The sequence below is a fragment of the Pseudoalteromonas sp. ND6B genome (assembly GCF_000764215.1).
GTDB lineage: Bacteria > Pseudomonadota > Gammaproteobacteria > Enterobacterales > Alteromonadaceae > Pseudoalteromonas > Pseudoalteromonas tetraodonis.
Genome location: NZ_JQFL01000035.1, coordinates 273,628 through 295,686, shown reverse-complemented (window position 1 = coordinate 295,686; position 22,059 = coordinate 273,628). Strand labels below are relative to the sequence as shown.

The 22,059-nt window shown below is 42.1% G+C and carries 20 protein-coding genes; 10 read left to right on the top strand and 10 right to left on the bottom strand.

The window, feature by feature from the left end; genetic code table 11:
* Window positions 1–386 precede the first annotated feature (386 nt).
* Complete coding sequence (gene msrA / locus ND6B_RS09635) at window positions 387–1,673, top strand: peptide-methionine (S)-S-oxide reductase MsrA (protein WP_033103474.1); 1,287 nt, start codon at window positions 387–389, stop codon at window positions 1,671–1,673.
* Between the two features lie 644 nt (window positions 1,674–2,317).
* On the opposite strand, the gene ND6B_RS09640 is transcribed toward msrA, so the two are convergent.
* The 9 genes from ND6B_RS09640 to ND6B_RS09680 form a co-directional block, all read right to left on the bottom strand.
* Window positions 2,318–3,196, bottom strand: coding sequence for a LysR family transcriptional regulator (locus ND6B_RS09640; RefSeq protein WP_028835269.1), 879 nt, complete (start codon window positions 3,194–3,196; stop codon window positions 2,318–2,320).
* 248 nt (window positions 3,197–3,444) lie between these two features.
* On the bottom strand, window positions 3,445–4,101 hold the full coding sequence (locus ND6B_RS09645) for a 3-oxoacid CoA-transferase subunit B (protein ID WP_013464895.1): 657 nt from the start codon (window positions 4,099–4,101) through the stop codon (window positions 3,445–3,447).
* Between the two features lie 15 nt (window positions 4,102–4,116).
* Window positions 4,117–4,815 carry a CoA transferase subunit A gene (locus tag ND6B_RS09650; RefSeq protein WP_013464896.1) on the bottom strand — a complete coding sequence of 233 codons (699 nt, stop codon included), beginning with the start codon at window positions 4,813–4,815 and terminating at the stop codon, window positions 4,117–4,119.
* Between the two features lie 29 nt (window positions 4,816–4,844).
* Complete coding sequence (locus ND6B_RS09655; protein WP_013464897.1) at window positions 4,845–5,741, bottom strand: hydroxymethylglutaryl-CoA lyase; 897 nt, start codon at window positions 5,739–5,741, stop codon at window positions 4,845–4,847.
* The gene (locus tag ND6B_RS09660) at window positions 5,741–7,732 is read right to left on the bottom strand and encodes an acetyl/propionyl/methylcrotonyl-CoA carboxylase subunit alpha (RefSeq protein WP_033103472.1); all 1,992 of its coding nucleotides are present in this window, start codon (window positions 7,730–7,732) and stop codon (window positions 5,741–5,743) included. Before ND6B_RS09660 ends, ND6B_RS09655 begins: the two co-directional genes overlap by 1 nt.
* An 8-nt stretch (window positions 7,733–7,740) precedes the next feature.
* On the bottom strand, window positions 7,741–8,511 hold the full coding sequence (locus tag ND6B_RS09665; protein ID WP_016899945.1) for an enoyl-CoA hydratase/isomerase family protein: 771 nt from the start codon (window positions 8,509–8,511) through the stop codon (window positions 7,741–7,743).
* A gap of 12 nt (window positions 8,512–8,523) precedes the next feature.
* Window positions 8,524–10,131 (bottom strand): carboxyl transferase domain-containing protein, encoded by a 1,608-nt coding sequence (locus ND6B_RS09670; protein ID WP_033103471.1) that lies wholly within the window; start codon window positions 10,129–10,131, stop codon window positions 8,524–8,526.
* Window positions 10,132–10,141: 10 nt separating this feature from the next.
* Entirely contained in the window at window positions 10,142–11,317 is a 1,176-nt protein-coding gene (locus ND6B_RS09675) for an isovaleryl-CoA dehydrogenase (RefSeq protein WP_013464901.1), read from the bottom strand.
* A gap of 37 nt (window positions 11,318–11,354) precedes the next feature.
* Entirely contained in the window at window positions 11,355–11,789 is a 435-nt protein-coding gene (locus ND6B_RS09680) for a MerR family transcriptional regulator (RefSeq protein ID WP_008114692.1), read from the bottom strand.
* Between the two features lie 330 nt (window positions 11,790–12,119).
* On the opposite strand from ND6B_RS09680, the gene ND6B_RS09685 reads away from it, so the two are divergent.
* The 7 genes from ND6B_RS09685 (at window position 12,120) to ND6B_RS09715 (ending at window position 19,773) form a co-directional block, all read left to right on the top strand.
* On the top strand, window positions 12,120–13,301 hold the full coding sequence (locus tag ND6B_RS09685; protein ID WP_033103470.1) for a thiolase family protein: 1,182 nt from the start codon (window positions 12,120–12,122) through the stop codon (window positions 13,299–13,301).
* 72 nt (window positions 13,302–13,373) lie between these two features.
* Complete coding sequence (locus tag ND6B_RS09690) at window positions 13,374–14,864, top strand: CoA-acylating methylmalonate-semialdehyde dehydrogenase (protein ID WP_033103469.1); 1,491 nt, start codon at window positions 13,374–13,376, stop codon at window positions 14,862–14,864.
* Window positions 14,865–14,984: 120 nt separating this feature from the next.
* Window positions 14,985–16,142, top strand: coding sequence for an acyl-CoA dehydrogenase family protein (locus tag ND6B_RS09695; protein WP_033103468.1), 1,158 nt, complete (start codon window positions 14,985–14,987; stop codon window positions 16,140–16,142).
* Between the two features lie 10 nt (window positions 16,143–16,152).
* Window positions 16,153–16,932: an enoyl-CoA hydratase gene (locus tag ND6B_RS09700; RefSeq protein WP_013464905.1), complete on the top strand. Its 780-nt coding sequence runs from the start codon at window positions 16,153–16,155 to the stop codon at window positions 16,930–16,932.
* A complete protein-coding gene (locus ND6B_RS09705; RefSeq protein ID WP_033103467.1) occupies window positions 16,932–18,089 on the top strand; it encodes an enoyl-CoA hydratase/isomerase family protein in 1,158 nt (385 codons plus the stop codon). Before ND6B_RS09700 ends, ND6B_RS09705 begins: the two co-directional genes overlap by 1 nt.
* Window positions 18,090–18,093: 4 nt before the next feature.
* Window positions 18,094–18,993 (top strand): 3-hydroxyisobutyrate dehydrogenase, encoded by a 900-nt coding sequence (mmsB, locus tag ND6B_RS09710; protein WP_033103466.1) that lies wholly within the window; start codon window positions 18,094–18,096, stop codon window positions 18,991–18,993.
* Window positions 18,994–19,002: 9 nt separating this feature from the next.
* Window positions 19,003–19,773: an SDR family oxidoreductase gene (locus ND6B_RS09715; protein ID WP_016899950.1), complete on the top strand. Its 771-nt coding sequence runs from the start codon at window positions 19,003–19,005 to the stop codon at window positions 19,771–19,773.
* Window positions 19,774–19,846: 73 nt separating this feature from the next.
* On the opposite strand, the gene ND6B_RS09720 is transcribed toward ND6B_RS09715, so the two are convergent.
* On the bottom strand, window positions 19,847–20,809 hold the full coding sequence (locus tag ND6B_RS09720; protein ID WP_033103465.1) for an integron integrase: 963 nt from the start codon (window positions 20,807–20,809) through the stop codon (window positions 19,847–19,849).
* A gap of 251 nt (window positions 20,810–21,060) precedes the next feature.
* Here ND6B_RS09720 and ND6B_RS09725 point away from each other — a divergent pair, with 251 nt between their 5' ends.
* The gene (locus ND6B_RS09725; RefSeq protein ID WP_033103464.1) at window positions 21,061–21,342 is read left to right on the top strand and encodes a hypothetical protein; all 282 of its coding nucleotides are present in this window, start codon (window positions 21,061–21,063) and stop codon (window positions 21,340–21,342) included.
* A 134-nt stretch (window positions 21,343–21,476) separates the two neighbouring features.
* The gene (locus ND6B_RS09730; RefSeq protein ID WP_033103463.1) at window positions 21,477–22,040 is read left to right on the top strand and encodes a dihydrofolate reductase family protein; all 564 of its coding nucleotides are present in this window, start codon (window positions 21,477–21,479) and stop codon (window positions 22,038–22,040) included.
* The last annotated feature ends 19 nt before the right edge of the window (window positions 22,041–22,059 follow it).

Sequence of the window (22,059 nt, the reverse complement as noted above, 5' to 3'; positions counted from 1 at the left end):
AGTTTTATTGCGTGTGAAATTTATTGTTGAGTTTACAGGTCTGCTTTAGGGTCTGTTGACCTTTGCGGATTAAAATTGTTCAAACTAGGAGCGGTTTAATCGCGGCGCGAGGTTTGTAACCTAGTGGGCTAAGTAAAAACCGAGCAAAGCTTCCGCGTCCTGCTCACGCCCTTACCTACATCCATGTAGGCAACAAAGAGTAAATCGCTCCTAGGCAGAACCCGAAGGGCAGCGCCTGTTTGGCATTGATGCTGCGTTATCGCCTATTTATTGGGAATAACCACACCACATAGGCTCTGCCTTACCTAAATACCAAACAAACTGCTGCAAATTTAACCTTGAAAGGTCAACAGACCCTAGAGTAACTAAAACTAAGAGGTCATCGTATGTTTAAGCGGGTAATACTATCGGCGTTTGCCATTGTGGGCTTACTAAGTGCAATGAGTGCTATATCGTCAGATGATATAATCAAACCAACTGATTTAGATGCAACCATGCATGTTGAAAAAATAGTGCTGGGTTCGGGCTGTTTTTGGGGTGCAGAAAAACGCTACGAAGCACTTAATGGTGTGTTAGACGCTGAATCGGGTTACGCCGATGGCCGGGGGTTTAAGCCAACCTATAGAAATATCACTAAGTTATCCCGTCGCTTTGATGAAGATAATTACGCCGAAGTGGTGCAGGTTACCTTTAATAGTAATATTATTTCAGCAAGAGAGCTGTTGCAAAATTACTATGAGAGCCACGATCCAACGCAAAAGAATCGTCAAGGTAATGATGTAGGCACGCAATATCGCTCTATTATTTTAACCACTACCGATCAGCAAGCGAGCATCGCAAAAGCGGTCACGAGTGAGTATCAGCAATTATTAAGTAAAGCCGATTATGGAAAAATAGTGACGCAAATAAAGCCACTTGAGCGCTTTTATTCGGCTGAAGAGTATCATCAAAATTACCTTGAAAAAAATCCAAACGGCTATTGCCCTGATCATTCAACCGGCGTTGTATTTACTCAAAGTGATAAACCGAAGGTAGATAATACTGCATTATTAAATGGCAAACAGATTGTTATTTTAGACTCGCAAAGTTATTGCCCTTACTGCGAAAAGTTTAAAGCGGCCGTTGCCAATGATTATAAAGGCACAATTCCAATGACTTTCCGCCATGCTGATCAGCTTGATGGGTTAACGATTAAATCGGCAACATGGGCTACACCTACCATATTATTTTTAGAAAATGGGGTTGAGGTCTATTCTCGCCAAGGCTACATGAACGCAGAGCAATTTTATAAAGCATTAGGTGCGTTTAAGCTTGGCAACAGTGAAGCTTATAAGGTGGCGTTTAATGCTAAAACCGACAGCCCTTACTGCAAAGAATATGATATTTTTAAAAACACGCCCGATGGCATCTTTATTGATAAACTAAGCGGTGAGCCATTATTTGATACCCGCGATAGATTTAACTCAGGCACCGGTTGGCTTTCATTTACTCACCCAATAAAAGACAGTGTAACCCAACATGAAGATAATAGCTGGGGAATGCAGCGCATTGAGCTTAAGTCTAAAAGTACCGGTATTCACTTAGGGCATTTATTTCCGGGTGAGGGGCCTAGAGGGCAAGATAGATATTGTATTAATGCGACTGTTTTAGAATTTGTAGCCAGAAAACAGTAAATTTTAAGCAAAAAAAAGCAGCGATGATTAAGTAGATACTTAACGGTCGCTGCATTTCAATTAACAACATCTTCACACACAATAAAGATTCGGGGGGGTGTATTAGTACAAAACTAACTCTGGCTTATTGTTGTTGATGAGAATGAAAATAAAAACAACCCAAGCTCAGTCACCACCGGACTTGAGTTGTTTTTTACACTGACAACATCTTCACACACAATAAAGATTCTTAAGTTTATTGGCGGGTGTAAGGGTAAAAATAAAAACAACTCAAGCTAAGTCACCACCGAACTTGAGCTGTTTTTTACACTGACAACATCTTCACACACAATAAAGATTCTTTTTTACTAGCTCGTTGTTACAAACTAATGAAATCTGATTTTGGTAACACGTTTTATATTTTTTAGCGTGTTGCCGTTTGGTTGAGTTAACTTTAGAGCTTTTACTCAATTTCGACAAGCGATAAAAACAAAACTAATAAGTGAAAAAAACTAACTTATGGGGTTTTAGATTTTTCCAATATGTAAAGCACTGATAAATAGATGCTTTTGTTGTTTTTCCGGTAGGGGGATTTTAAGAAATAAAAGTTGCACACTTTAAAATTAGCTAATAAGCGCTCAACAAGGAGCGCTTAATTGAATGTGCTATTTAGTTTGCCTAAAGGTGGTAATCACCCATTTTGCAAACAAATCGAGAGGGTGATTAGCGGTACTTGAGCCATGCTGAACTAAATAGTATTTGTCTTTTGTTGTTAGTGGTTGCTCAAACAGTTTGTAGAGCCATTGCTCATCCAGCCAGCTTTGACTTATTGGCAAAGGAATAAGTGCAATGCCCATACCTTGCTGTGCAGCGCGTGCAACGCCAAACATACTGTCTATTTGAATAATTTGTGCAGGGGAAAAGTCATCAATACCGACTTTTTCAGCCCATTGGTGCCACGCCCAAGGCCGGGCTTTATGAACAATAAGCGGCACTTGATTGAGCGCCTGGCAGTGATCGTTTTGCCACTGATCGAGCAGCTTTTTATTACACGCTGGAATATATTCTAAATTAAATAACTCAGTAGCTAGCCCATCAAGCGGTTTACTTGAAGATAAAATGATTGATAAATCACTTTGGCGAGTCAACTCTTTGCGCGTTTTAAGGGTGTCCATGTGTAAATTAATATTAGGATGCTCACTCGTCCACTCACTCAGTTTTGGCATTAGCAATTCACTGGCAAAAAACTCGGGCAGGGTAATGGTTAAATTTACATTTTGTTGTAACTGACTAAATTCGGTTATGGTGCTTTCCAGCATATTTATAATGGGGTAAATCGCTTCAAAAAAGTTTTTACCAGCTGGCGTTAAGCTTATGGAACGGGTTTGCCTTTGAAATAAATCAATGCCCAGCTGCTCTTCAAGCTGCTTTATTTGATGGCTGACCGCCGACGGCGTTAAATACAGCTCTTTGGCGGCATGTTTAAAACTTAGGCTTTTTGCGGCAAAACAAAAAGAGCGAAGGCCGCGAATAGGTGTTTGCATGGTATCCAATATAAAGTTATTTCAATCACCTTATTACAGGCAATTATTAAACCAAAAATAAAAGTTAACTATATCAGTTATTTAATTTTTTTATTAGGGCGAATTCACCCAAGTGGTGCGTTAAATTGTCACTATAGTGCAAAAACTAAAATAAAGGCAAAAAAAATCCCTCTTGCGAGGGATTTTGGGTAACTCAGCGCCATTGGCACTGGGAATGAGGTCGTTACATGGTGAACTACTAAAGACGCTTAAAAAACCATCTCAGGAATATCACCGTCAACAAGCAATTTGCCCGCTGTTTTACTAATAATTTCATCAACAGACACGCCAGGAGCACGCTCTAGCAAATGAAATGCGCCGTCTTTAACTTCTAATACGGCTAAATCGGTTACTATTTTTTTAACACAGTTAACGCCGGTTAGCGGTAACGTACAGCTTTCTAATAATTTAGAATCGCCGTGTTTACTGGCATGGGTCATGGTAACAATAATGTTTTTTGCACCGGCGACTAAATCCATCGCACCGCCCATACCTTTAATTAATTTTTTAGGGATCATCCATGAAGCTATAGACCCGTTTTGATCCACTTCAAAAGCGCCCAGAACCGTTAAGTCTACATGACCACCCCGTATCATGGCAAAACTATCTGCACTGTTAAATATAGCTGCCCCCGTGGCTGCCGTCACGGTTTCTTTACCCGCGTTGATCATATCGGCATCTACAGTGTCTTTAGTTGGGTATTCACCCATACCTAATAGGCCATTTTCGGACTGTAGCATAACTTCTATGCCATCGGGTACATAGTTTGCGACGAGTGTCGGAATACCTATGCCTAAATTAACATAGTAGCCATCTTGTAGCTCTTGAGCGACGCGCATTGCGACTTGTTCACGTGATAATGCCATTTTAAGTGCTCCTGCTTAATCTCGTGTGGTAACACGTTCAATGCGTTTTTCAAAGTTGCCCTTGATCACGCGGTTTACAAAAATGCCAGGGGTATGAATTTGACTTGGCTCTAGTTCACCGGGTTCAACAATCTCTTCCACTTCGGCAACGGTAATTTTACCTGCGGTTGCGGCCATGGGGTTAAAGTTCATTGCGGTATGGCGAAACACTAAATTACCGTAACGGTCTGCTTTCCATGCTTTTACAATGGCAAATTCACCTGTAATTGACTCTTCTAAAATATAAGGGCGACCATTAAATTCTTTTACTTCTTTACCCTCAGCTACTGGCGTACCGTAACCCGTGGCGGTATAAAAAGCAGGAATACCGGCACCACCAGCACGCATTTTTTCTGCTAGAGTCCCTTGCGGTGTTAGCTCTACATCAATTTCGCCATTCAGTAGTTGTTGCTCAAAAAGAGCATTTTCGCCCACATAAGAGGCAACCACTTTTTTAATTTGTTTGTCTTGTAATAAAAGTCCTAAACCAAAGTCATCAACGCCGCAATTGTTCGATACGACCGTTAACTCTTTGGTTTGCATTTTTTTAATTTGGGCTATTAATCCCTCGGGAATACCGCATAAACCAAAACCACCAGCGATGATAGTATCGCCGTCTTTTAAACCTTCCATTGCAGCTTCGTAACTCGAAACTACTTTATCAAAACCGGCCATGAGTGACTCCTCATTCTATGCTATTGCAATTATTGTGTGTGTAATGCCACTGAAACTTTACTAACAGGCTGTTTATTAAGCGCATTAGTAATTTGCCAACCTGCTTGTGCAAGCCTTTTTAAATCAATTCCATGTTCAATGCCAAGCCCTTGCAGTAAGTAAACAACATCTTCGGTGGCAACATTTCCTGACGCACCCTTAGCGTAAGGGCAGCCACCAAGGCCAGCAACGGCAGCGTCAACCGTTGAAATACCTAGGCTTAAGGCAGCGTAAATATTTGTGAGCGCCTGTCCATAGGTATCATGAAAATGTACTGCAAGCTTACTTTTATCAATATGCTTGAGCAGCAATGTAAGCAGCTCAGTCACTTTACCTGCGGTGCCGACACCAATAGTATCGCCAAGGCTCACTTCATAGCAGCCAAGTGCTAATAACTTTTGTGCCACGTTTAAAACAACCTGAGGGTCAACGTCTCCCTCATAAGGGCAGCCTAAAACACAGCTTACATAGCCTCGAACGCGTATATTATTCGCTTTAGCAAAAGTCATTACCTCGCTAAAACGATCAATACTTTGCGCTATTGAACAATTTATATTTTTTTGACAAAACGCTTCGCTGGCCGCCGTAAATATAGCAAATTCTTTAATACCAACAGCATGCGCAGCTTGTGCGCCTTTTAAATTTGGCGTTAAGGCACTTAAATTAATCTCTGGAAGATCAAGGGCACTGATCACTTCGCTTGAGTCTGCCATTTGTGGCACCCATTTTGGGGATACGAACGCACCAGCTTCTATATCTTTTAATCCCGCGGCGGCGAGGGCATTAATAAGTGTTACTTTATCTTCAGTGCTGACAGTTTTCTCGTTTTGTAAGCCATCACGTGCACCCACTTCAACAATACGTACTTTGTTTGCAAAGGCACTCATTAAGCACCTTCCTGCACAGTCGTATCTTCAACAATGGCTAACAGTGCGCCGTGTGAAACTAGTTCACCTTCACCAAAGCAGTAACTCTGTAATATGCCGTCATGTGGTGCATTAAGTGTATATTCCATTTTCATGGCTTCAATAATAACAACGGCATCACCTTTGGTGATAGTGCTACCTACTTCAATTAAATGTTTTACTACCGTGCCATTGAGTGGCGCAGCGAGCGGCAGCGCGTCATTTTCGTGTGAACTAATATAATGTTTATCTACACATTCAAACTTAGTTTGCAGTGCTTTATTCATTACAGTAATTTCATTGTCAGTTATGCTGACATGCGCACTGTGCTTTTCACCGTTAATAAATACGCAGCACTCACCATTATTTAGCGTCCCTTGTACACTGTATACGCCCGCACTGTGTGTCACATTGTAACCCTGCGCTGTTTTGACGGCGCTTAGCGGTAAATCTACAAATGGGATTTTAATTGCCTGCGGTGCATTTAAAGTAAACCCACTCAGTTGTTGCCAAGGGCTGGCACTATTGTTTTGTGCTTGGTGCGTGTTTAACGACTCTAAATAGGCAAAAGCAGCAATAAGCTGGCTTGATAGCAATAATGACTCATCAACCGTAGCGAGTGAATCACCTTGCTCAGCAATAAAGTGTGTACTTGGCGCGCCTTGTTTAAAGCTTGCGTGGCAAGCTAAGTTATGTAAAAAGCCAATATTGGTACTAAAGCCTGCTAAATGAAATTGCTCAAGCGCCTGTTGCAAACGAGAAAGCGCTTGTTCGCGATTATCATCATGAACAATTAACTTTGCGATCATTGGGTCGTAATAGGGGCTTATTTCATCACCTTGGGCAATCCCGGTATCTATGCGTACAAATTCACTATTAACGGGGACATGTAGCGCTTCAATGGTGCCTGAGCACGGAATAAAGCCATTTGCAGGGTCTTCGGCGTAAATACGCGCTTCAAAGCTATGGCCTTGCAGTTGAATATCAGATTGCTTTAACGGCAGTGTTTGCCCGCCCGCTATATTAATTTGCCAGTTCACTAAATCAACGCCGGTTACCATTTCGGTCACTGGGTGCTCTACTTGCAGGCGAGTGTTCATTTCCATAAAGAAAAATTCATTATCGCAAAGTAAAAACTCAACAGTACCCGCACCACGGTAATTAATGGCTAATGCACAGCGAACAGCCGCTTCGCCCATTTCTTTACGCAGCGTGTCAGATAAACCTGGAGCAGGGGCTTCTTCAATCACTTTTTGGTGTCGGCGTTGCAACGAACAGTCACGATCACCCAAATAAACACAGTTACCGTGATTATCTGCAAATACTTGTACTTCAACATGGCGAGGTTGATTAACGTAGCGCTCTAATAGCACTAAATCGTTACCAAAACCGGCAATGGCTTCACGTTGGGCGCCTTCAAGTGCAGTTATAAAGTCTTTCGGCTTTTCTACCACTCGCATCCCTTTACCGCCACCGCCAAAGGCCGCTTTGATAAGAACAGGGTAACCAATTTTTTCGGCCTCAGATTGCAAAAAAGCAGGGTCTTGTTTATCACCATAGTAACCAGGTACTAAAGGAACGTTTGCCGCGGCCATTATTTCTTTAGCACGGGTTTTTGAGCCCATTGCTTCAATACTCGTTGCTGGTGGGCCAATAAAAGCAATGTTATGGGCTTCACAGGCTTTAGCAAATTCACTGTTTTCTGATAAAAAGCCGTAGCCTGGATGAATGCAATCAGCGCCACTGGCTTTAGCAACCTGCAAAATTTTATCTGCGACTAGGTATGAATCTTTACTTGGCGCAGCACCAATATGGTAGGCTTCGTCGGCCATTTTTACATGTTGCGCGTTTTTATCTGCATCTGAATACACCGCAACCGTGGTTAAGCCCATTTGCTTTGCGGTGCGCATAATACGACAGGCAATTTCGCCACGGTTAGCAATCAGAATTTTTTGTAATTGTACTGTGTTCATAATGCGTCCTAGAGTTGCCATTGGGGAGGGCGTTTATCAAAAAAGGCGCTCAGTCCTTCTTGGCCTTCAGTTGATACACGAATTTTAGCTATACGCTCTGCAGTCAGTGCAATTAGCTCCTCGTTTATCTCTTTATTGGCAACATCGTTAATAAGTGCTTTTGCGGCTTTAACGGCAATAGGGCCGTTATCAATCAAGGTTTGCAGCAAATTATCGAGGGCTGTCTCTAAGTTCCCAGTAATTTGATGCACTAAACCCAGTTGCTTTGCTGTGTGGGCATCAAACACTTCTGCAGTTAAAAAATATCTGCGTGCAGCACGCTCACCAATGGCCTTAATCACATAAGGGCTGATCACGGCAGGTATTAGCCCAAGTTTAACTTCACTTAAACAAAATTGTGCATCGTCTTTACTAAGCGCAATATCACAGCAGGCAATTAAGCCTAATGCCCCACCAAAGGCGGCACCTTGTACCGCACAAATTGTAGGATGCGGGCTCTGTGCTAATACTTGCATAAGTTTAGCCAGTTGCATTGAATCAGCTAGGTTATCGTTATAGTTATTATCTGCCATCGATTTCATCCAGGCTAAGTCGGCACCGGCTGAAAAATGTTTACCTTCGGTTTTGAGTACTAAGGCACGAATATCGAGCGTATTAGCATGTTCAATACATTGAATAAGCTCATGGATAACGTCGCTATTAAACGCATTACGTTTTTCTGGGCGGCTTAAAACGAGTACAGCCACATTAGATTTTGTTATTTGTAGTGTTACTGACATTGTGCGCTCCGGTTACATTCTAAATACGCCAAACTTAGACTCACGCTGTGGTGCATTTTTAGCTGCAGTTAATGCAAGCCCCAACACATTACGTGTATCGACAGGGTCTATAATGCCATCGTCCCATAAGCGGGCACTGGCATAATAAGGATGACCTTGTTGTTCGTATTGACTAATAATTGGCTTTTTAAAATCGCTAACTTCTTGCTCGCTCATGCTTTCGCCTTTACGGGCTAATCCATCTTGTTTAACTTGTGCCATAACACCGGCAGCTTGCTCACCACCCATGACTGAAATACGGGCATTTGGCCACATCCACATCATGGTCGGTTCAAATGCACGGCCACACATTCCATAATTGCCGGCGCCATAAGAGCCACCAATAAGCACGGTGAATTTTGGTACATCAGCACACGACACCGCCATCACCATTTTAGCGCCATGTTTAGCAATGCCTTCGGCTTCGTATTTTTTACCGACCATAAAGCCAGTAATGTTTTGTAAAAATACCAATGGAATGTTGCGCTGAGCACACAGCTGAATAAAGTGCGCGCCTTTTTGCGCCGACTCACTAAATAAAATACCGTTATTAGCCACTATGCCCACAGGGTTGCCATAAATGCTGGCAAAGCCTGTCACCAGTGTTTCGCCAAAGTAACGTTTAAATTCATCAAAAGACGAGTCATCGACAGTACGGGCTATTACTTCACGCACATCAAATGGCTTTTTAAGATCAGTACCAACAATGCCGTAAAGCTCGTTAATATCATAACGGGGGGCTTTTACGTCAGCTAATAATGGGGCGGTAGGGCGTGTGTAATTAATTCGCTCTATACATTGGCGTGCAATTGATAATGCATGCGCATCATTTTCAGCGTAATGATCGGCCACACCCGATGTTTTACAATGAACATCGGCGCCGCCAAGTTCTTCCGCGGTAACTTCTTCACCGGTTGCCGCTTTTACAAGTGGTGGGCCTGCTAAAAATATAGTGCCTTGCTCTTTTACGATGATGCTTTCATCGGCCATAGCGGGTACATACGCACCGCCTGCGGTACATAAGCCCATAACCACTGCAATTTGTGGAATGCCTTTACCCGACATACGTGCTTGATTGTAAAAAATACGCCCAAAATGCAGTTTGTCTGGAAATACATCGTCTTGCTCTGGCAGGTTGGCACCGCCAGAATCAACTAAGTAAATACACGGTAAGTGGCAACGCTCTGCAATATCTTGTGCGCGTAAATGCTTTTTAACAGTAAGCGGGAAATAGGTGCCACCTTTAACTGTCGCGTCGTTTGCAATCACCATACATTCAACGCCTTTTACGCGACCAATACCTGCAACCACACCGGCACAAGGTATCTCTTGTTCATACACACCAAATGCAGCAAATTGCGATATTTCTAAAAAGGGTGAGCCTTCATCTAATAAAGTACTGATACGGTCACGAACAAACAGCTTTCCTCTGCTTTCATGGCGCTCTTTAAGTGCAGCGCCACCACCTAAGCTAATATTGGCAACTTTATCGCGTAAATCATCCACCAGCGCCGACATATTTTTGTGGTTTTGCACAAAACTAGGATCGTGGGGATTAACGCTCGATTTTAAAATCGTCATAAATTAATCCTTAACGGCTTTCAGTAAATAATTCACGGCCAATCAACATGCGGCGTATTTCTGAAGTGCCTGCGCCAATTTCGTAGAGTTTAGCATCACGCAGTAAGCGACCTGTTGCGTATTCGTTTATGTAGCCATTGCCGCCTAAAATTTGGATTGCATCAAGGGCCATTTTAGTTGCAAGCTCTGCAGCGTATAAAATTGCGCCAGCTGCGTCTTTACGGGTGGTTTCGCCGCGATCACAGGCTTTTGCTACTGTGTACACATAAGAGCGGGCTGCATTCATTTGTGTATACATATCGGCAATTTTGCCTTGAATTAACTGAAATTGACCAATAGGACTGTCAAACTGCTTACGCTCATGAATGTAAGGCACCACAATGTCCATACATGCTTGCATAATTCCTAACGGGCCTGCAGCTAAAACAACTCGCTCGTAATCAAGGCCGCTCATAAGTACCTTAACGCCTTCGTTTAAGTTACCTAAAATGTTTTCTTCGGGTACTTCGCAGTTATCAAAGACCAGTTCACAGGTGTTTGATCCGCGCATACCGAGTTTGTCGAGTTTTTGTGCGGTAGAAAACCCCGGGAATGTTTTCTCAACAATAAAGGCGGTAATACCTTTCGCACCGGCATTTAAATCTGTTTTTGCGTAAATAACCAGAGTATCAGCGTCAGGGCCATTGGTGATCCACATTTTATTGCCGTTTAAAATGTACTTATCGCCTTTTTTCTCGGCTTTAAGTTTCATTGATACAACATCAGAGCCTGCGTTAGGCTCACTCATGGCCAAGGCACCAATGTGTTCACCGCTAATAAGTTTAGGTAAATATTTTTCTTTTTGTGCTTGTGAGCCATTACGGTTTATTTGATTAACACACAGGTTTGAATGCGCACCGTAGCTTAAGCCAATAGAGGCACTTGCACGGCTAATTTCTTCCATGGCAATAACGTGCTCTAAATAACCTAAACCCGCACCACCAAATTCTTCATCAACGGTCATGCCTAAAACGCCCATTTCACCCATTTGCGGCCAAAGTTGATTGGGAAACGCATTATCAAGGTCTGTTTTTTCAGCTAGTGGGGCAATTTCTTGACTTGCGAAGCTATTAACATGACTGCGGATCATGTCCGCTGTTTCGCCAAGACCAAAATTCATTTCTTTATATAGTGAAATAGTGCTCATGATTCATTCCTGTGTGTTTGATGATGTTTATTATATTTTATTCATCTATTTTGCTAAGCGTGTCGCGACAACGACGTTCTGCGGTAACCAACTCCATTAGTACAACTTTAATGTCGTCCATTTGTTGAGATAGGTCGGCCTTTTTTTCACTGATGAGGTCAAGCATAGTAACTAACTGTTTAGCGCTTGATTTGTCTGCATCATAAAGTTCAAACAAACGACCGGTTTCAGCCAAGGTAAACCCTAAACGTTTACCACGAAGTATTAACTTAAGGCGTACTTTATCGCGCTTTGAGTAAATACGAGTTTGGCCGTTGCGCTCTGGTGATATAAGCCCTTGGTCTTCGTAAAAGCGAATAGAGCGAGTGGTAATATCAAATTCTTTCGCTAATTCGCTGATACTAAAAGTCTGTTCGTTCTTAGCCGGCTCATTGGCTGAATTTGCAAAGTTTGTTTGATTATCTGATTTCATTGTAATGTTTACCTCATTCGAATATCACCAATATAAGTGAAGTTTACGTAAAGGTAAAGTGCGATCTGGTTGTTATACTTTAGACGTACAAAATAAATGCGGATTTACACTAGAAGTTGAGTGTTTATAAACGTTATAAGCCATTTGAGGAGGTTGTAATACATTTTTAGCAAGCTTGCTTTACAGTTTTTACACTAATTAGAAAGTTGATTTTAGATTTACGTTGGCGTAAACGTAAATTTTATGTATGCTCGTATTTATCAGATTAGTTTAAACATTAAGCTAAACATAATAAAACATGTTTGCGGTAATTGAAAATGGAGCCTTTTTATGTCTTTTGAAAGCGTTGTAATTGTAGCAGCAAAACGCACCCCAATGGGTGGATTTATGGGCGCACTAAGTGATGCGCAGTCTACCGAGCTTGGTGCTACGGCAATCGCAGGTGCACTTGCTCAAACGGGTTTAAGCAATGATGCAATTGATGAAGTGATTATGGGCTGTGTATTACCAGCCGGTTTAGGCCAAGCGCCTGCACGTCAGGCTATGCTTAAAGCGGGGCTTGCACTTAGCACCGGTGCTACCACTATTAATAAAGTATGTGGCTCGGGTTTAAAAGCAGCGATGTTAGCGAATGATTTAATTAAGGCGGGTTCTATTGAATCAGCAATCGCTGGTGGTATGGAAAGCATGACCAATGCGCCTTACTTTATTCCTAAAGCCCGTAGCGGTATGCGTATGGGACATGGTGAAATAAAAGATCATATGATGAGCGATGGCCTTGAAGATGCTTACGACAATAAAGCAATGGGTTGTTTTGCTCAAGACACAGCCGATGAATACGGTATTGGTCGTGAGCAAATGGATAATTTTGCATTAAGCTCACTGACTAAAGCAAAAGCTGCAATTGAAAATGGTAGCTTTGAGAACGAGATTACTCCGCACACTATAAAAACGCGTAAGGGTGACATCACCGTTTCAATCGATGAGCAACCTGGCAACGCACGACCTGAAAAAATTCCAAGCTTAAGAGCTGCATTTAAAAAAGACGGCACCATTACTGCGGCAAACTCATCGTCTATTTCAGATGGTGGCGCAGCACTGATTTTAATGAGCGAATCAAAAGCAAAAGCAGAGGGTTTAACACCACTGTGCAAAATTGTTGCTCACAGCACGCATTCTCAAAAACCCAGTGAATTTACCGTAGCGCCTGTTGGTGCAATGAACAGCGTACTTGAAAAAGCAGGGTGGACAACCGCAGATGTTGACCTATGGGAAATTAACGAAGCGTTTGCCATGGTTACCATGCTAGCTATTAACGAGTTAAAGCTTGACGAGAACAAAGTAAATGTGAATGGTGGAGCGTGTGCTTTAGGCCACCCAATTGGTGCCAGCGGTGCGCGTATTTTAGTAACACTTATTCATGCGCTTAAAAATCGTGGACTTAAAAAGGGTGTTGCTTCTTTATGTATTGGTGGCGGTGAAGCCGTTGCTATGGCCATAGAAGCACTTTAACGAATAACAAAGCCGCAGTAACTATAAAAATCAAAGCGCTGCGGCACTTAAATTGACTCAATAGGATTTATTATGCACCAAGTACCCTTACTTATTAACGGCGAGTTCGTTCAATCAACGTCAAATAAATTGATAGATGTTGTAAACCCAGCTAATCAAGAAGTGTTAGCGCAAGTACCTTGTGCTACAGACGCTGAAATGGACGCGGCTATTGCCTCTGCCAGCGAAACGTTTAAAACGTGGAAAGACGTACCAATTACAGAACGTGCGCGCATTATGATGAAATACGCGGCGCTGTTAAAAGAAAACCATGACGAACTAGCCACTATTATTTGTCATGAATTAGGTAAAACATTTGAAGATGCAAAAGGCGATGTGTGGCGTGGTATTGAAGTAGTCGAGCAAGCTGCTAATGCACCATCATTAATGATGGGCGAGACGATGGAAAACGTAGCGCGTAAAATCGATACCTATTCATATATGCAGCCACTGGGTGTATGTGCAGGTATTACCCCATTTAATTTTCCGGCCATGATCCCACTTTGGATGTTCCCACTGGCAATTGTGTGTGGTAACACCTTTATTTTAAAACCGTCTGAGCAAGACCCACTTACGCCTATGCGCTTAGCTGAGCTATTTATTGAAGCCGGTGCACCTAAAGGCGTGTTACAAGTTGTGCACGGTACAAAACCACAAGTAGACCGCTTATTAGAAGACAAAGCGGTTCGCGCTATTTCGTTTGTTGGCTCGTGTGGTGTGGGTGCATACATTTATTCTAAAGGCACACAACATCTAAAACGTGTGCAAGCCTGCGTGGGCGCTAAAAACCACATGGTAATTATGCCTGATGCAAGCAAGTCTCACGTAGTTAATAACTTAGTAGGCGCATCGGTTGGTGCGGCAGGCCAGCGTTGTATGGGTATTTCAGTGGCGGTATTTGTTGGCCAAGCAAAAGACTGGGTTGATGAAATTAAAGCTGGCTTTGAAGGTGTACGCCCAGGTGTATGGGATGATGCAGACGCTGCATATGGTCCGCAAACATCACCAGCTGCAAAAGCGCGTATTTTATCATTGATTGCCGATGGTAAAGCGCAAGGCGCAACCTGTTTAATTGATGGCTCTGATTTTACTGTTGAAGGGTTTGAGCAAGGTAACTGGGTAGGCCCAACGTTATTTACTGATGTAACCAAAGAGATGAACTTGTACAAAGAAGAGATTTTTGGCCCAGTACTGGCGTGTATGTTTGTAGATACGCTTGAAGAAGCCATCGCCCTTATTAACGAAAGCCCTTACGGTAACGGTACCTCATTATTTACCTCAAGTGGTGCAGCTGCGCGTAAATTCCAACACGAAATTGAAGTAGGTCAAGTGGGTATTAATGTGCCTATTCCTGTGCCACTGCCATTTTTCTCGTTCACGGGTTGGAAAGGCTCATTCTACGGCGATACTCACACCTATGGTAAACAAGGTATTCGTTTTTACACAGAAACTAAAACGATTACCTCTCGTTGGTTTGAGGATGACATTGCCTCAGGTCCAAACATGAGTATTAATCTTAAATAATATTGCACTGAATAATTAATAAAAAAGAGGGGCACAACACACAGTGTTGTCGCTCCTCACTAATTACTCCCGTTATGGGATGCTTTGACAACAAACAAAACACACTTAAAGAGGTCTACCATGGACTTTAACTTATCTGAAGATCAACAAGCCTTTGCGCAAACCGCTCGCCAATTTGCAGAGTCTGAACTAGCACCACACGCTGCCAAGTGGGATCGCGAACATATTTTTCCTAAAGACACAATTAAAGCCGCTGGTGAGCTAGGTTTTTGTGGTTTATACACCCCAGAAGAAGCCGGTGGCTTAGGTTTATCTCGCTTAGATTCAAGCATTATTTTTGAACAGCTGGCGATGGGCTGTACGGCAACAACGGCCATGTTAACTATTCATAATATGGCAACCTGGATGATCGCAAGCTTTGGTACCGATGCAGTAAAAGACAAATACGTTGAGCAATTGGTAATGGGTGAATTACTTGCATCGTACTGTTTAACTGAGCCTGGTTCGGGTTCTGATGCTGCTTCATTAAAAACTAAAGCAGTGCGTGACGGTGATGAGTATGTTATTAACGGCTCAAAAATGTTTATTTCAGGCGCTGGTGAAACCGAAATATTAGTGGTAATGGCGCGTACGGGAGCCGACGGCCCTGGTGGTATTTCGGCTTTTGTTGTACCTGCAGATGCACAAGGCGTTGAATACGGTAAAGCAGAAGAAAAAATGGGGTGGAATGCACAGCCCACACGTTTAATTAGCTTTGAAGATGTGCGTATTCCAGCCGCAAACTTATTAGGCCAAGAAGGTGAAGGCTTTAAATTTGCAATGCAAGGTTTAGACGGCGGCCGTATTAATATTGCCACTTGCTCTATTGGTACAGCACAAGCGGCACTTAATACCGCACGTGAGTATTTAAAAGAGCGTACCCAATTTGGTAAGCCATTGGCTGCGTTTCAAGCGCTACAGTTTAAAATTGCCGATATGAATACCGAGCTTGTAGCAGCACGCCAAATGGTGCGCTTAGCGGCGTTTAAACTCGATACTAACGACAGTGAAAAAACCACTTATTGTGCTATGGCTAAACGCTTTGCAACCGATGTAGGTTTTACTGTTTGTAATGACGCGCTGCAAATTCACGGTGGCTACGGTTACATAAAAGAATACCCGCTTGAGCGCCATGTTAGAGATGTACGTGTTCATCAAATTCTTGAGGGCACTAACGAAATTATGCGTGTGATTATTGCGCGTCGTATTTTAGCCGAATCAGCCAGCGAAGTTTTATAAGGAGATTAGTATGTCAAATCCTAGCATTGAATTAACTATTGAAGGTCATGTTGCTATTTTAACCATGTCGAATCCGCCAGCGAATACCTGGACGAAAGACACCTTAGTGGCGCTTAAAGACACGGTTAACCAATTAAATACCAATAAAAATATTTATGCGTTAGTACTGACTGGTGAAGGCGAGAAGTTTTTTAGCGCCGGTGCCGACCTCAATGTATTTGCCAGTGGCGATAAAGGTGTAGCTGCAGATATGTCACGTGTATTTGGTGAAGCGTTTGAAGCGCTAACTAATTTTAGAGGTGTGTCGGTTGCAGCCATTAATGGCTATGCAATGGGTGGCGGCCTTGAAGTAGCGCTTGCTTGCGACATTCGTATTGCAGAAGAGCAAGCACAAATGGCGTTACCTGAAGCAAAAGTGGGTTTATTACCGTGTGCTGGTGGAACGCAAAACTTAGCATGGCTCGTAGGTGAAGGCTGGGCAAAACGCATGATTTTATGCGGTGAGCGCTTAAAAGCCGATAAAGCCCTGCAAATTGGTTTAGTAGAAGAAGTGGTTGCACAGGGTGAAAGCTTTGCCGCAGCATTAAAACTGGCAAACCAAGTAGCAGAGCAAAGTCCATCGTCGGTTGCTGCATGTAAAACCTTGATTCAAAAAGGGCGTCATCAACCAATGGCGAATACATTGCCACTGGAGCGTGAACTGTTTGTTGGTTTATTTGATACCGAAGATCAGCAAGAGGGCGTGAACGCCTTTTTAGAAAAACGTAAAGCTATTTGGGTGAATGGCTAATGACCGAACTTACTCGTTTAAATTCAGCTGATGCTGCCGTGGTATTTGAAACGGCAACCACAGACAATGGCCGACTCATTGGTTTTGCAACCTTAAATGCGCCTAAATCGTTAAATGCCCTTAATTTTGAAATGATCAGCTTACTCGAGCCGCAACTACAGCAATGGGACAAAGACGATAACATTGCATTAGTGGTTCTTAAAGGCGCTGGTGAAAAAGCATTTTGTGCTGGTGGCGATGTAGTGAGCTTACACAAAGCAATGAGTGAGGGAAAACCGAGCTCACTGGTTGAAGAATTTTTTACTCAAGAGTATCAGCTCGATTACCTAATTCACTGTTACAACAAACCCATTTTAGTGTGGGGTAACGGGATTGTAATGGGCGGCGGTTTGGGTTTAATGGCCGGTGCTAGCCACCGTGTGGTTACGGAAACATCACGCATTGCTATGCCTGAGCAAACTATTGGTTTATACCCAGATGTAGGCGGCAGTTATTTTTTACATAAAATGCCCGCCCATGTTGGTTTGTTTTTAGGATTAACATCGGCTTCAATTAATTGTGAAGATGCCAAGCTTGTATCGCTTGCCGATCACTTTGTTAATGCCGATAAGTACCCAGAGCTTGTTGAAGCATTACTCAATACTAAATGGGGTAAAACAGCAAGTTTAAATCACGACAAGCTAAGTACCTTGCTTATTGAGTTAGATAACAACTCTAGCCGTATGCCAAAAGGCAATTTAAAAGCAAACTTAAGCTTGATTCAAAAGCTAGGCGAGTTTGACACGTTACAGCAGCATGTAGATTACATTTTAAATCTAAACACTGATGATAAATGGCTACAACGCGCACAAAAATCGTTGGCGCATGGTTGCCCATTAAGTTGTGCCTTAGTAAGTGAGCAGCTCAAACATAGCAAAGGTAAAAACTTAGCTGAGTGTTTTAAAATGGAATTGGGCATGTCGGTTCGTGCCGGTGAAGTGGGCGAGTTTCAAGAAGGTGTTCGTGCATTACTAATCGATAAAGACGGTACGCCACAGTGGCAGTTTAAATCGTTAGCTGATGTACCAAAAGAAGTGGTAGAGAGCTTTTTTGCAAACCGCTTTGGCGAGCAACATCCGCTAGAGCCGTACTTTTCACAACTAAATTTACAAGGGTAAAGCGATGAGTAAACTTAATATAGGATTTATTGGTTTAGGAAACATGGGCGGCCCAATGGCAGCAAACTTAGTTAAAGCAGGCCACAGTGTGCGCGTGTTTGACTTAAGTGCAGAGGCCGTTAAAGAGCTTGTGAATCATGGGGCTAGTGCGGCGCAAAGCGCCAGTGACTGTGCTCACGAGGCTGATGTGCTAATTAGCATGCTACCGGCAAGCAAACATGTTAAATCACTTTATTTAGGCACAGACGAGCAATCGGGTTTAATTAAAGTACTGAGTAAAAGTACCTTAGTGATTGATTGTTCAACTATAGATGCACAATCAGCACGTGACGTTGGCCATGCCCTAAGTGAGCAAGGTATTGCGTTTGTTGATGCCCCGGTATCGGGTGGTGTAGCAGGTGCAACAGCAGGAACGCTTACGTTTATCGTTGGTGGTGAGCAAGCTGCATTCGATAAAGCCAATTCTGTATTAGTCGATATGGGTAAAAACATATTCCATGCTGGTGATATTGGTGCAGGGCAAGTTGCCAAAATATGTAACAATATGCTGTTGAGTATTTTAATGGCAGGCACCAGTGAAGCCATTCAAATGGGCATTAATAACGGCCTCGACGCAAAAGTACTCAGCGACATAATGAGCGCAAGCTCGGGTCGAAACTGGACGTTAGAACTTTATAACCCCTGCCCAGGCGTTATGGAAACCGCACCAGCTAGTAATAATTATAAACCTGGCTTTATGGTCGATTTAATGGCTAAAGACTTAGGCCTTGCTATGGAAGCAGCGCAACAAAGTAATTCACTGACTCCAATGGGCTCAATGGCTAAAAATTTATACACTATGATGCAGCATCAAGGTGCAGGCAGTGATGATTTTAGTGCCATTTTTAAATTGTTTTCGAAGTAGGAAAGTATCGTGGAAATAAAAAATAATACCGTAGTTATTACCGGTGGCGCACAAGGCTTAGGTTTTGCAATGGCGCAAAAGTTTGCCTTAATGGGCGCTAATATTGCCTTAATTGATATGGCGCAAGCCCAGTTAAATGAAGCAACCGAGCAGCTATCTGCATTAGCTGGCGTAACAGGCACTATTAAAGGCTACAGCGCCAATGTAACCGTTGAGAGCGAAATTGAAGACGTTTTTAATACCATTAACAGTGACTTTGGTCACATTGGGGTATTAATTAATAACGCCGGCATTTTACGCGATGGTATGTTTATAAAAGCCAAAGACGGCAAAGTGGTTAAAAAAATGTCGCTTGATCAATTTCAATCAGTGATTGACGTTAACCTAACAGGCGTATTTTTAGCAGGGCGCGAAGCGGCTAGCCACATGATTGAATCAGGCAAAGGCGGCGTAATTGTAAATATGTCGAGCGTAGCGCGTGCGGGTAATATTGGCCAAACTAACTATGCTGCTTCAAAAGCCGGTGTTGTGGCACTAACCACTACATGGGCTAAAGAGCTTGGCCGTTTTGGTATACGCGTTGGTGCCATTGCCCCAGGTGTTATTAGCACCGCAATGACCGATGTAATGAAGCCCGAAGCAAAACAACGCATGCTTGCTGTAACGCCCGTAGGGCGCTTAGGTGAAACCGCTGAAATAGCCCATACTGCTCAGTATATTATCGAAAACGACTTTTTTACTGGTCGAGTAGTAGAGATAGACGGCGGCATACGTTTATAACTTTGTTAGATCTAATTTAATTATTGAAAGCACAGCTCTTTGAGCTGTGCTTTTTTGTTTTAAATCGGAGAGTTTATAATCTTGAAAAAGGGCTGATAACACCGTTTGCACCTTGTTGCAAAACATGGGTATATATTTGTGTGGTACGCACGTCACAGTGGCCTAGTTGTGTTTGAACTGTGCGGATATCAGCGCCGCTTTGCAGTAGATGCGTAGCGAAAGAGTGGCGCAAAGTATGTGGGGTAACGTGTTTGTTAATGTTTGCATCGAAAGCAGCTTTTTTAACCGCGCGTTGTACTTGCTTTTCATCAATATGATGGCGCCTTAATTGCTTACTCTCAGGATCAATACTTAATTTATAAGATGAAAATAAATATTGCCAGCCCAGCTGCTTATTATGGTTTGGGTATTTTTTACGTAACAAATGCGGCATGTACGCACCGCTATACAAAGGGTTTCTAAGATCTAATTGTAGGTAACTATAAACTAATTGTATTTGAGAACGTAATTGCGGTATGAGTTCTACGGCAAGCGTTACAACACGGTTTTTGCCTCCTTTACCATCCCAAATTCGAATGCAGTTATAGTCAAAGTCAATATCGTGTACCCTTAGACGCAGTACTTCCATTAATCGCATACCACTACCATAAAGAAGTGCACATGCTAAATAATGCTTTGCAATACAGTGTTTAAATAGCGCTGAAACCTCTTTCTGAGTAAGCACAACGGGTAATTTTCTTGGGCGTTCACTTTTTACAAAATTTAAAGATAATGAGAGGGGGCTCTTAATTATTTCTTTACATAAGAAACTTAACGCATTTAATGCCTGAGCTTGGGTGCCTTGCGCTACATTTTGCGAATTTACTAAATGGTTTAAATATAATTCCACTTGGGTGTCTCCCATAGAGCTTGGGTGTTGCATATTATTAAAGCGGATATAGCCAGCTATCCAAAAAAGATAAGCTTCAATAGTGCTCTTTGCATACCGTTTGCTATACATTTGGTCTTTAATCATGGTTAGAAACAGAGATTTCATAAACGATATTTAACTTAAAAAAGAATACTGTATATATAGACAGTTAATGGTGTTTTGTCCAATAACATTATTAAAAGTCGTTTTGGTGTATTTTAAAAACGATAATTTTATAACTTGCGTAATAACTTGTTTACATTGAAGTTATTTAGTGGAATTATTGAGCCATGTAATATACGCCGTTTTGGGGTTTTATAACCCCCCAAAGTGGTGTTCAATAAGCTGTTATATTTATTTCAAATTAGGAAGTTGTCGTGAGTGGTAATTTAAAGTTAGATATTTTTATTGTTGGTTTAATGCTTATACCAATAATTATTCAATTCGTACCTGTAGTTTCAGGTTTATTCATTAACTCAGAAAAAAAAACTCATTTCTCAGTTATTTCATTTCCACCGTCTATTTATATTATTTTTCTGTCAGGCTTAGGTAACAATTTGCTGGGTCAAGTTATTGTAGGTTTAGCTTTTATAGTGTTTTTTGGCAGCTACGCTGCAGCATTGTCTTATTTAGTTCGAGCTAATAAAGTGGCTAAATAATAAATATAACAAGTTGCTTAAACGGACAAAAAACAGTTGGCTTTTGCTCGTTCCTCGCTATTTTAGCCAACAATTTTTAGCCGCTTAGCAAAGCGTTATAAGTAATTGTCAGTTTCGGAGCTAGGAACTAAAAGATGAAGTGTTCAGTGTTTATTGCAGCCAGTACAGACGGTTACATCGCAGATGTAAATGGCGGTTTGGATTGGCTTCATGTATCAGGCAACCAAGGTGCTGATATGAGTGAAAATCCAGATATGGGCTTTGCTGATTATGTAAGCTCGGTTGATTGTATGGTCATGGGGCGAAAATGTATGGAAACGATCTCTAGTTTTAATCTTACCTCTGAACAGTGGCCTTATGGTGATATAAAAATTTATGTCTTGAGTAATACACTTAAAGCAGCGCCTGAAAACCTTTCAGGTAAAGTTGAAATGTACTCTGGAGGCCTATCTGATTTAGTGCGTAAACTTGATCAAGATGGTTATAAGCACGCTTATATTGATGGTGGCTCTACAATTACCTCATTTTTAAATCAACAACTGATCAATGAAGTCACAATAACAAGAGTTCCTGTGATCCTAGGTGGAGGTATTCCACTTTTTGGTAAATTGGAAAAAGCTATTCAGTTGCGAGAAGCTTCAACAACAGTGTTTCCTAATGATTACATTCAAACAAAGTATTCCGTAAATTACTTATAACAAACGGCTCAAGAGGGAT

Bases quoted from the DNA above. Each gene is read 5' to 3' on its own strand.
- msrA (WP_033103474.1), top strand. From the start codon at position 387: ATGTTTAAGCGGGTAATACTATCGGCGTTTGCCATTGTGGGCTTACTA.
- ND6B_RS09640 (WP_028835269.1), bottom strand. From the start codon at position 3,196: ATGCAAACACCTATTCGCGGCCTTCGCTCTTTTTGTTTTGCCGCAAAA.
- ND6B_RS09645 (WP_013464895.1), bottom strand. From the start codon at position 4,101: ATGGCATTATCACGTGAACAAGTCGCAATGCGCGTCGCTCAAGAGCTA.
- ND6B_RS09650 (WP_013464896.1), bottom strand. From the start codon at position 4,815: ATGGCCGGTTTTGATAAAGTAGTTTCGAGTTACGAAGCTGCAATGGAA.
- ND6B_RS09655 (WP_013464897.1), bottom strand. From the start codon at position 5,741: ATGAGTGCCTTTGCAAACAAAGTACGTATTGTTGAAGTGGGTGCACGT.
- ND6B_RS09660 (WP_033103472.1), bottom strand. From the start codon at position 7,732: ATGAACACAGTACAATTACAAAAAATTCTGATTGCTAACCGTGGCGAA.
- ND6B_RS09665 (WP_016899945.1), bottom strand. From the start codon at position 8,511: ATGTCAGTAACACTACAAATAACAAAATCTAATGTGGCTGTACTCGTT.
- ND6B_RS09670 (WP_033103471.1), bottom strand. From the start codon at position 10,131: ATGACGATTTTAAAATCGAGCGTTAATCCCCACGATCCTAGTTTTGTG.
- ND6B_RS09675 (WP_013464901.1), bottom strand. From the start codon at position 11,317: ATGAGCACTATTTCACTATATAAAGAAATGAATTTTGGTCTTGGCGAA.
- ND6B_RS09680 (WP_008114692.1), bottom strand. From the start codon at position 11,789: ATGAAATCAGATAATCAAACAAACTTTGCAAATTCAGCCAATGAGCCG.
- ND6B_RS09685 (WP_033103470.1), top strand. From the start codon at position 12,120: ATGTCTTTTGAAAGCGTTGTAATTGTAGCAGCAAAACGCACCCCAATG.
- ND6B_RS09690 (WP_033103469.1), top strand. From the start codon at position 13,374: ATGCACCAAGTACCCTTACTTATTAACGGCGAGTTCGTTCAATCAACG.
- ND6B_RS09695 (WP_033103468.1), top strand. From the start codon at position 14,985: ATGGACTTTAACTTATCTGAAGATCAACAAGCCTTTGCGCAAACCGCT.
- ND6B_RS09700 (WP_013464905.1), top strand. From the start codon at position 16,153: ATGTCAAATCCTAGCATTGAATTAACTATTGAAGGTCATGTTGCTATT.
- ND6B_RS09705 (WP_033103467.1), top strand. From the start codon at position 16,932: ATGACCGAACTTACTCGTTTAAATTCAGCTGATGCTGCCGTGGTATTT.
- mmsB (WP_033103466.1), top strand. From the start codon at position 18,094: ATGAGTAAACTTAATATAGGATTTATTGGTTTAGGAAACATGGGCGGC.
- ND6B_RS09720 (WP_033103465.1), bottom strand. From the start codon at position 20,809: ATGAAATCTCTGTTTCTAACCATGATTAAAGACCAAATGTATAGCAAA.
- ND6B_RS09730 (WP_033103463.1), top strand. From the start codon at position 21,477: ATGAAGTGTTCAGTGTTTATTGCAGCCAGTACAGACGGTTACATCGCA.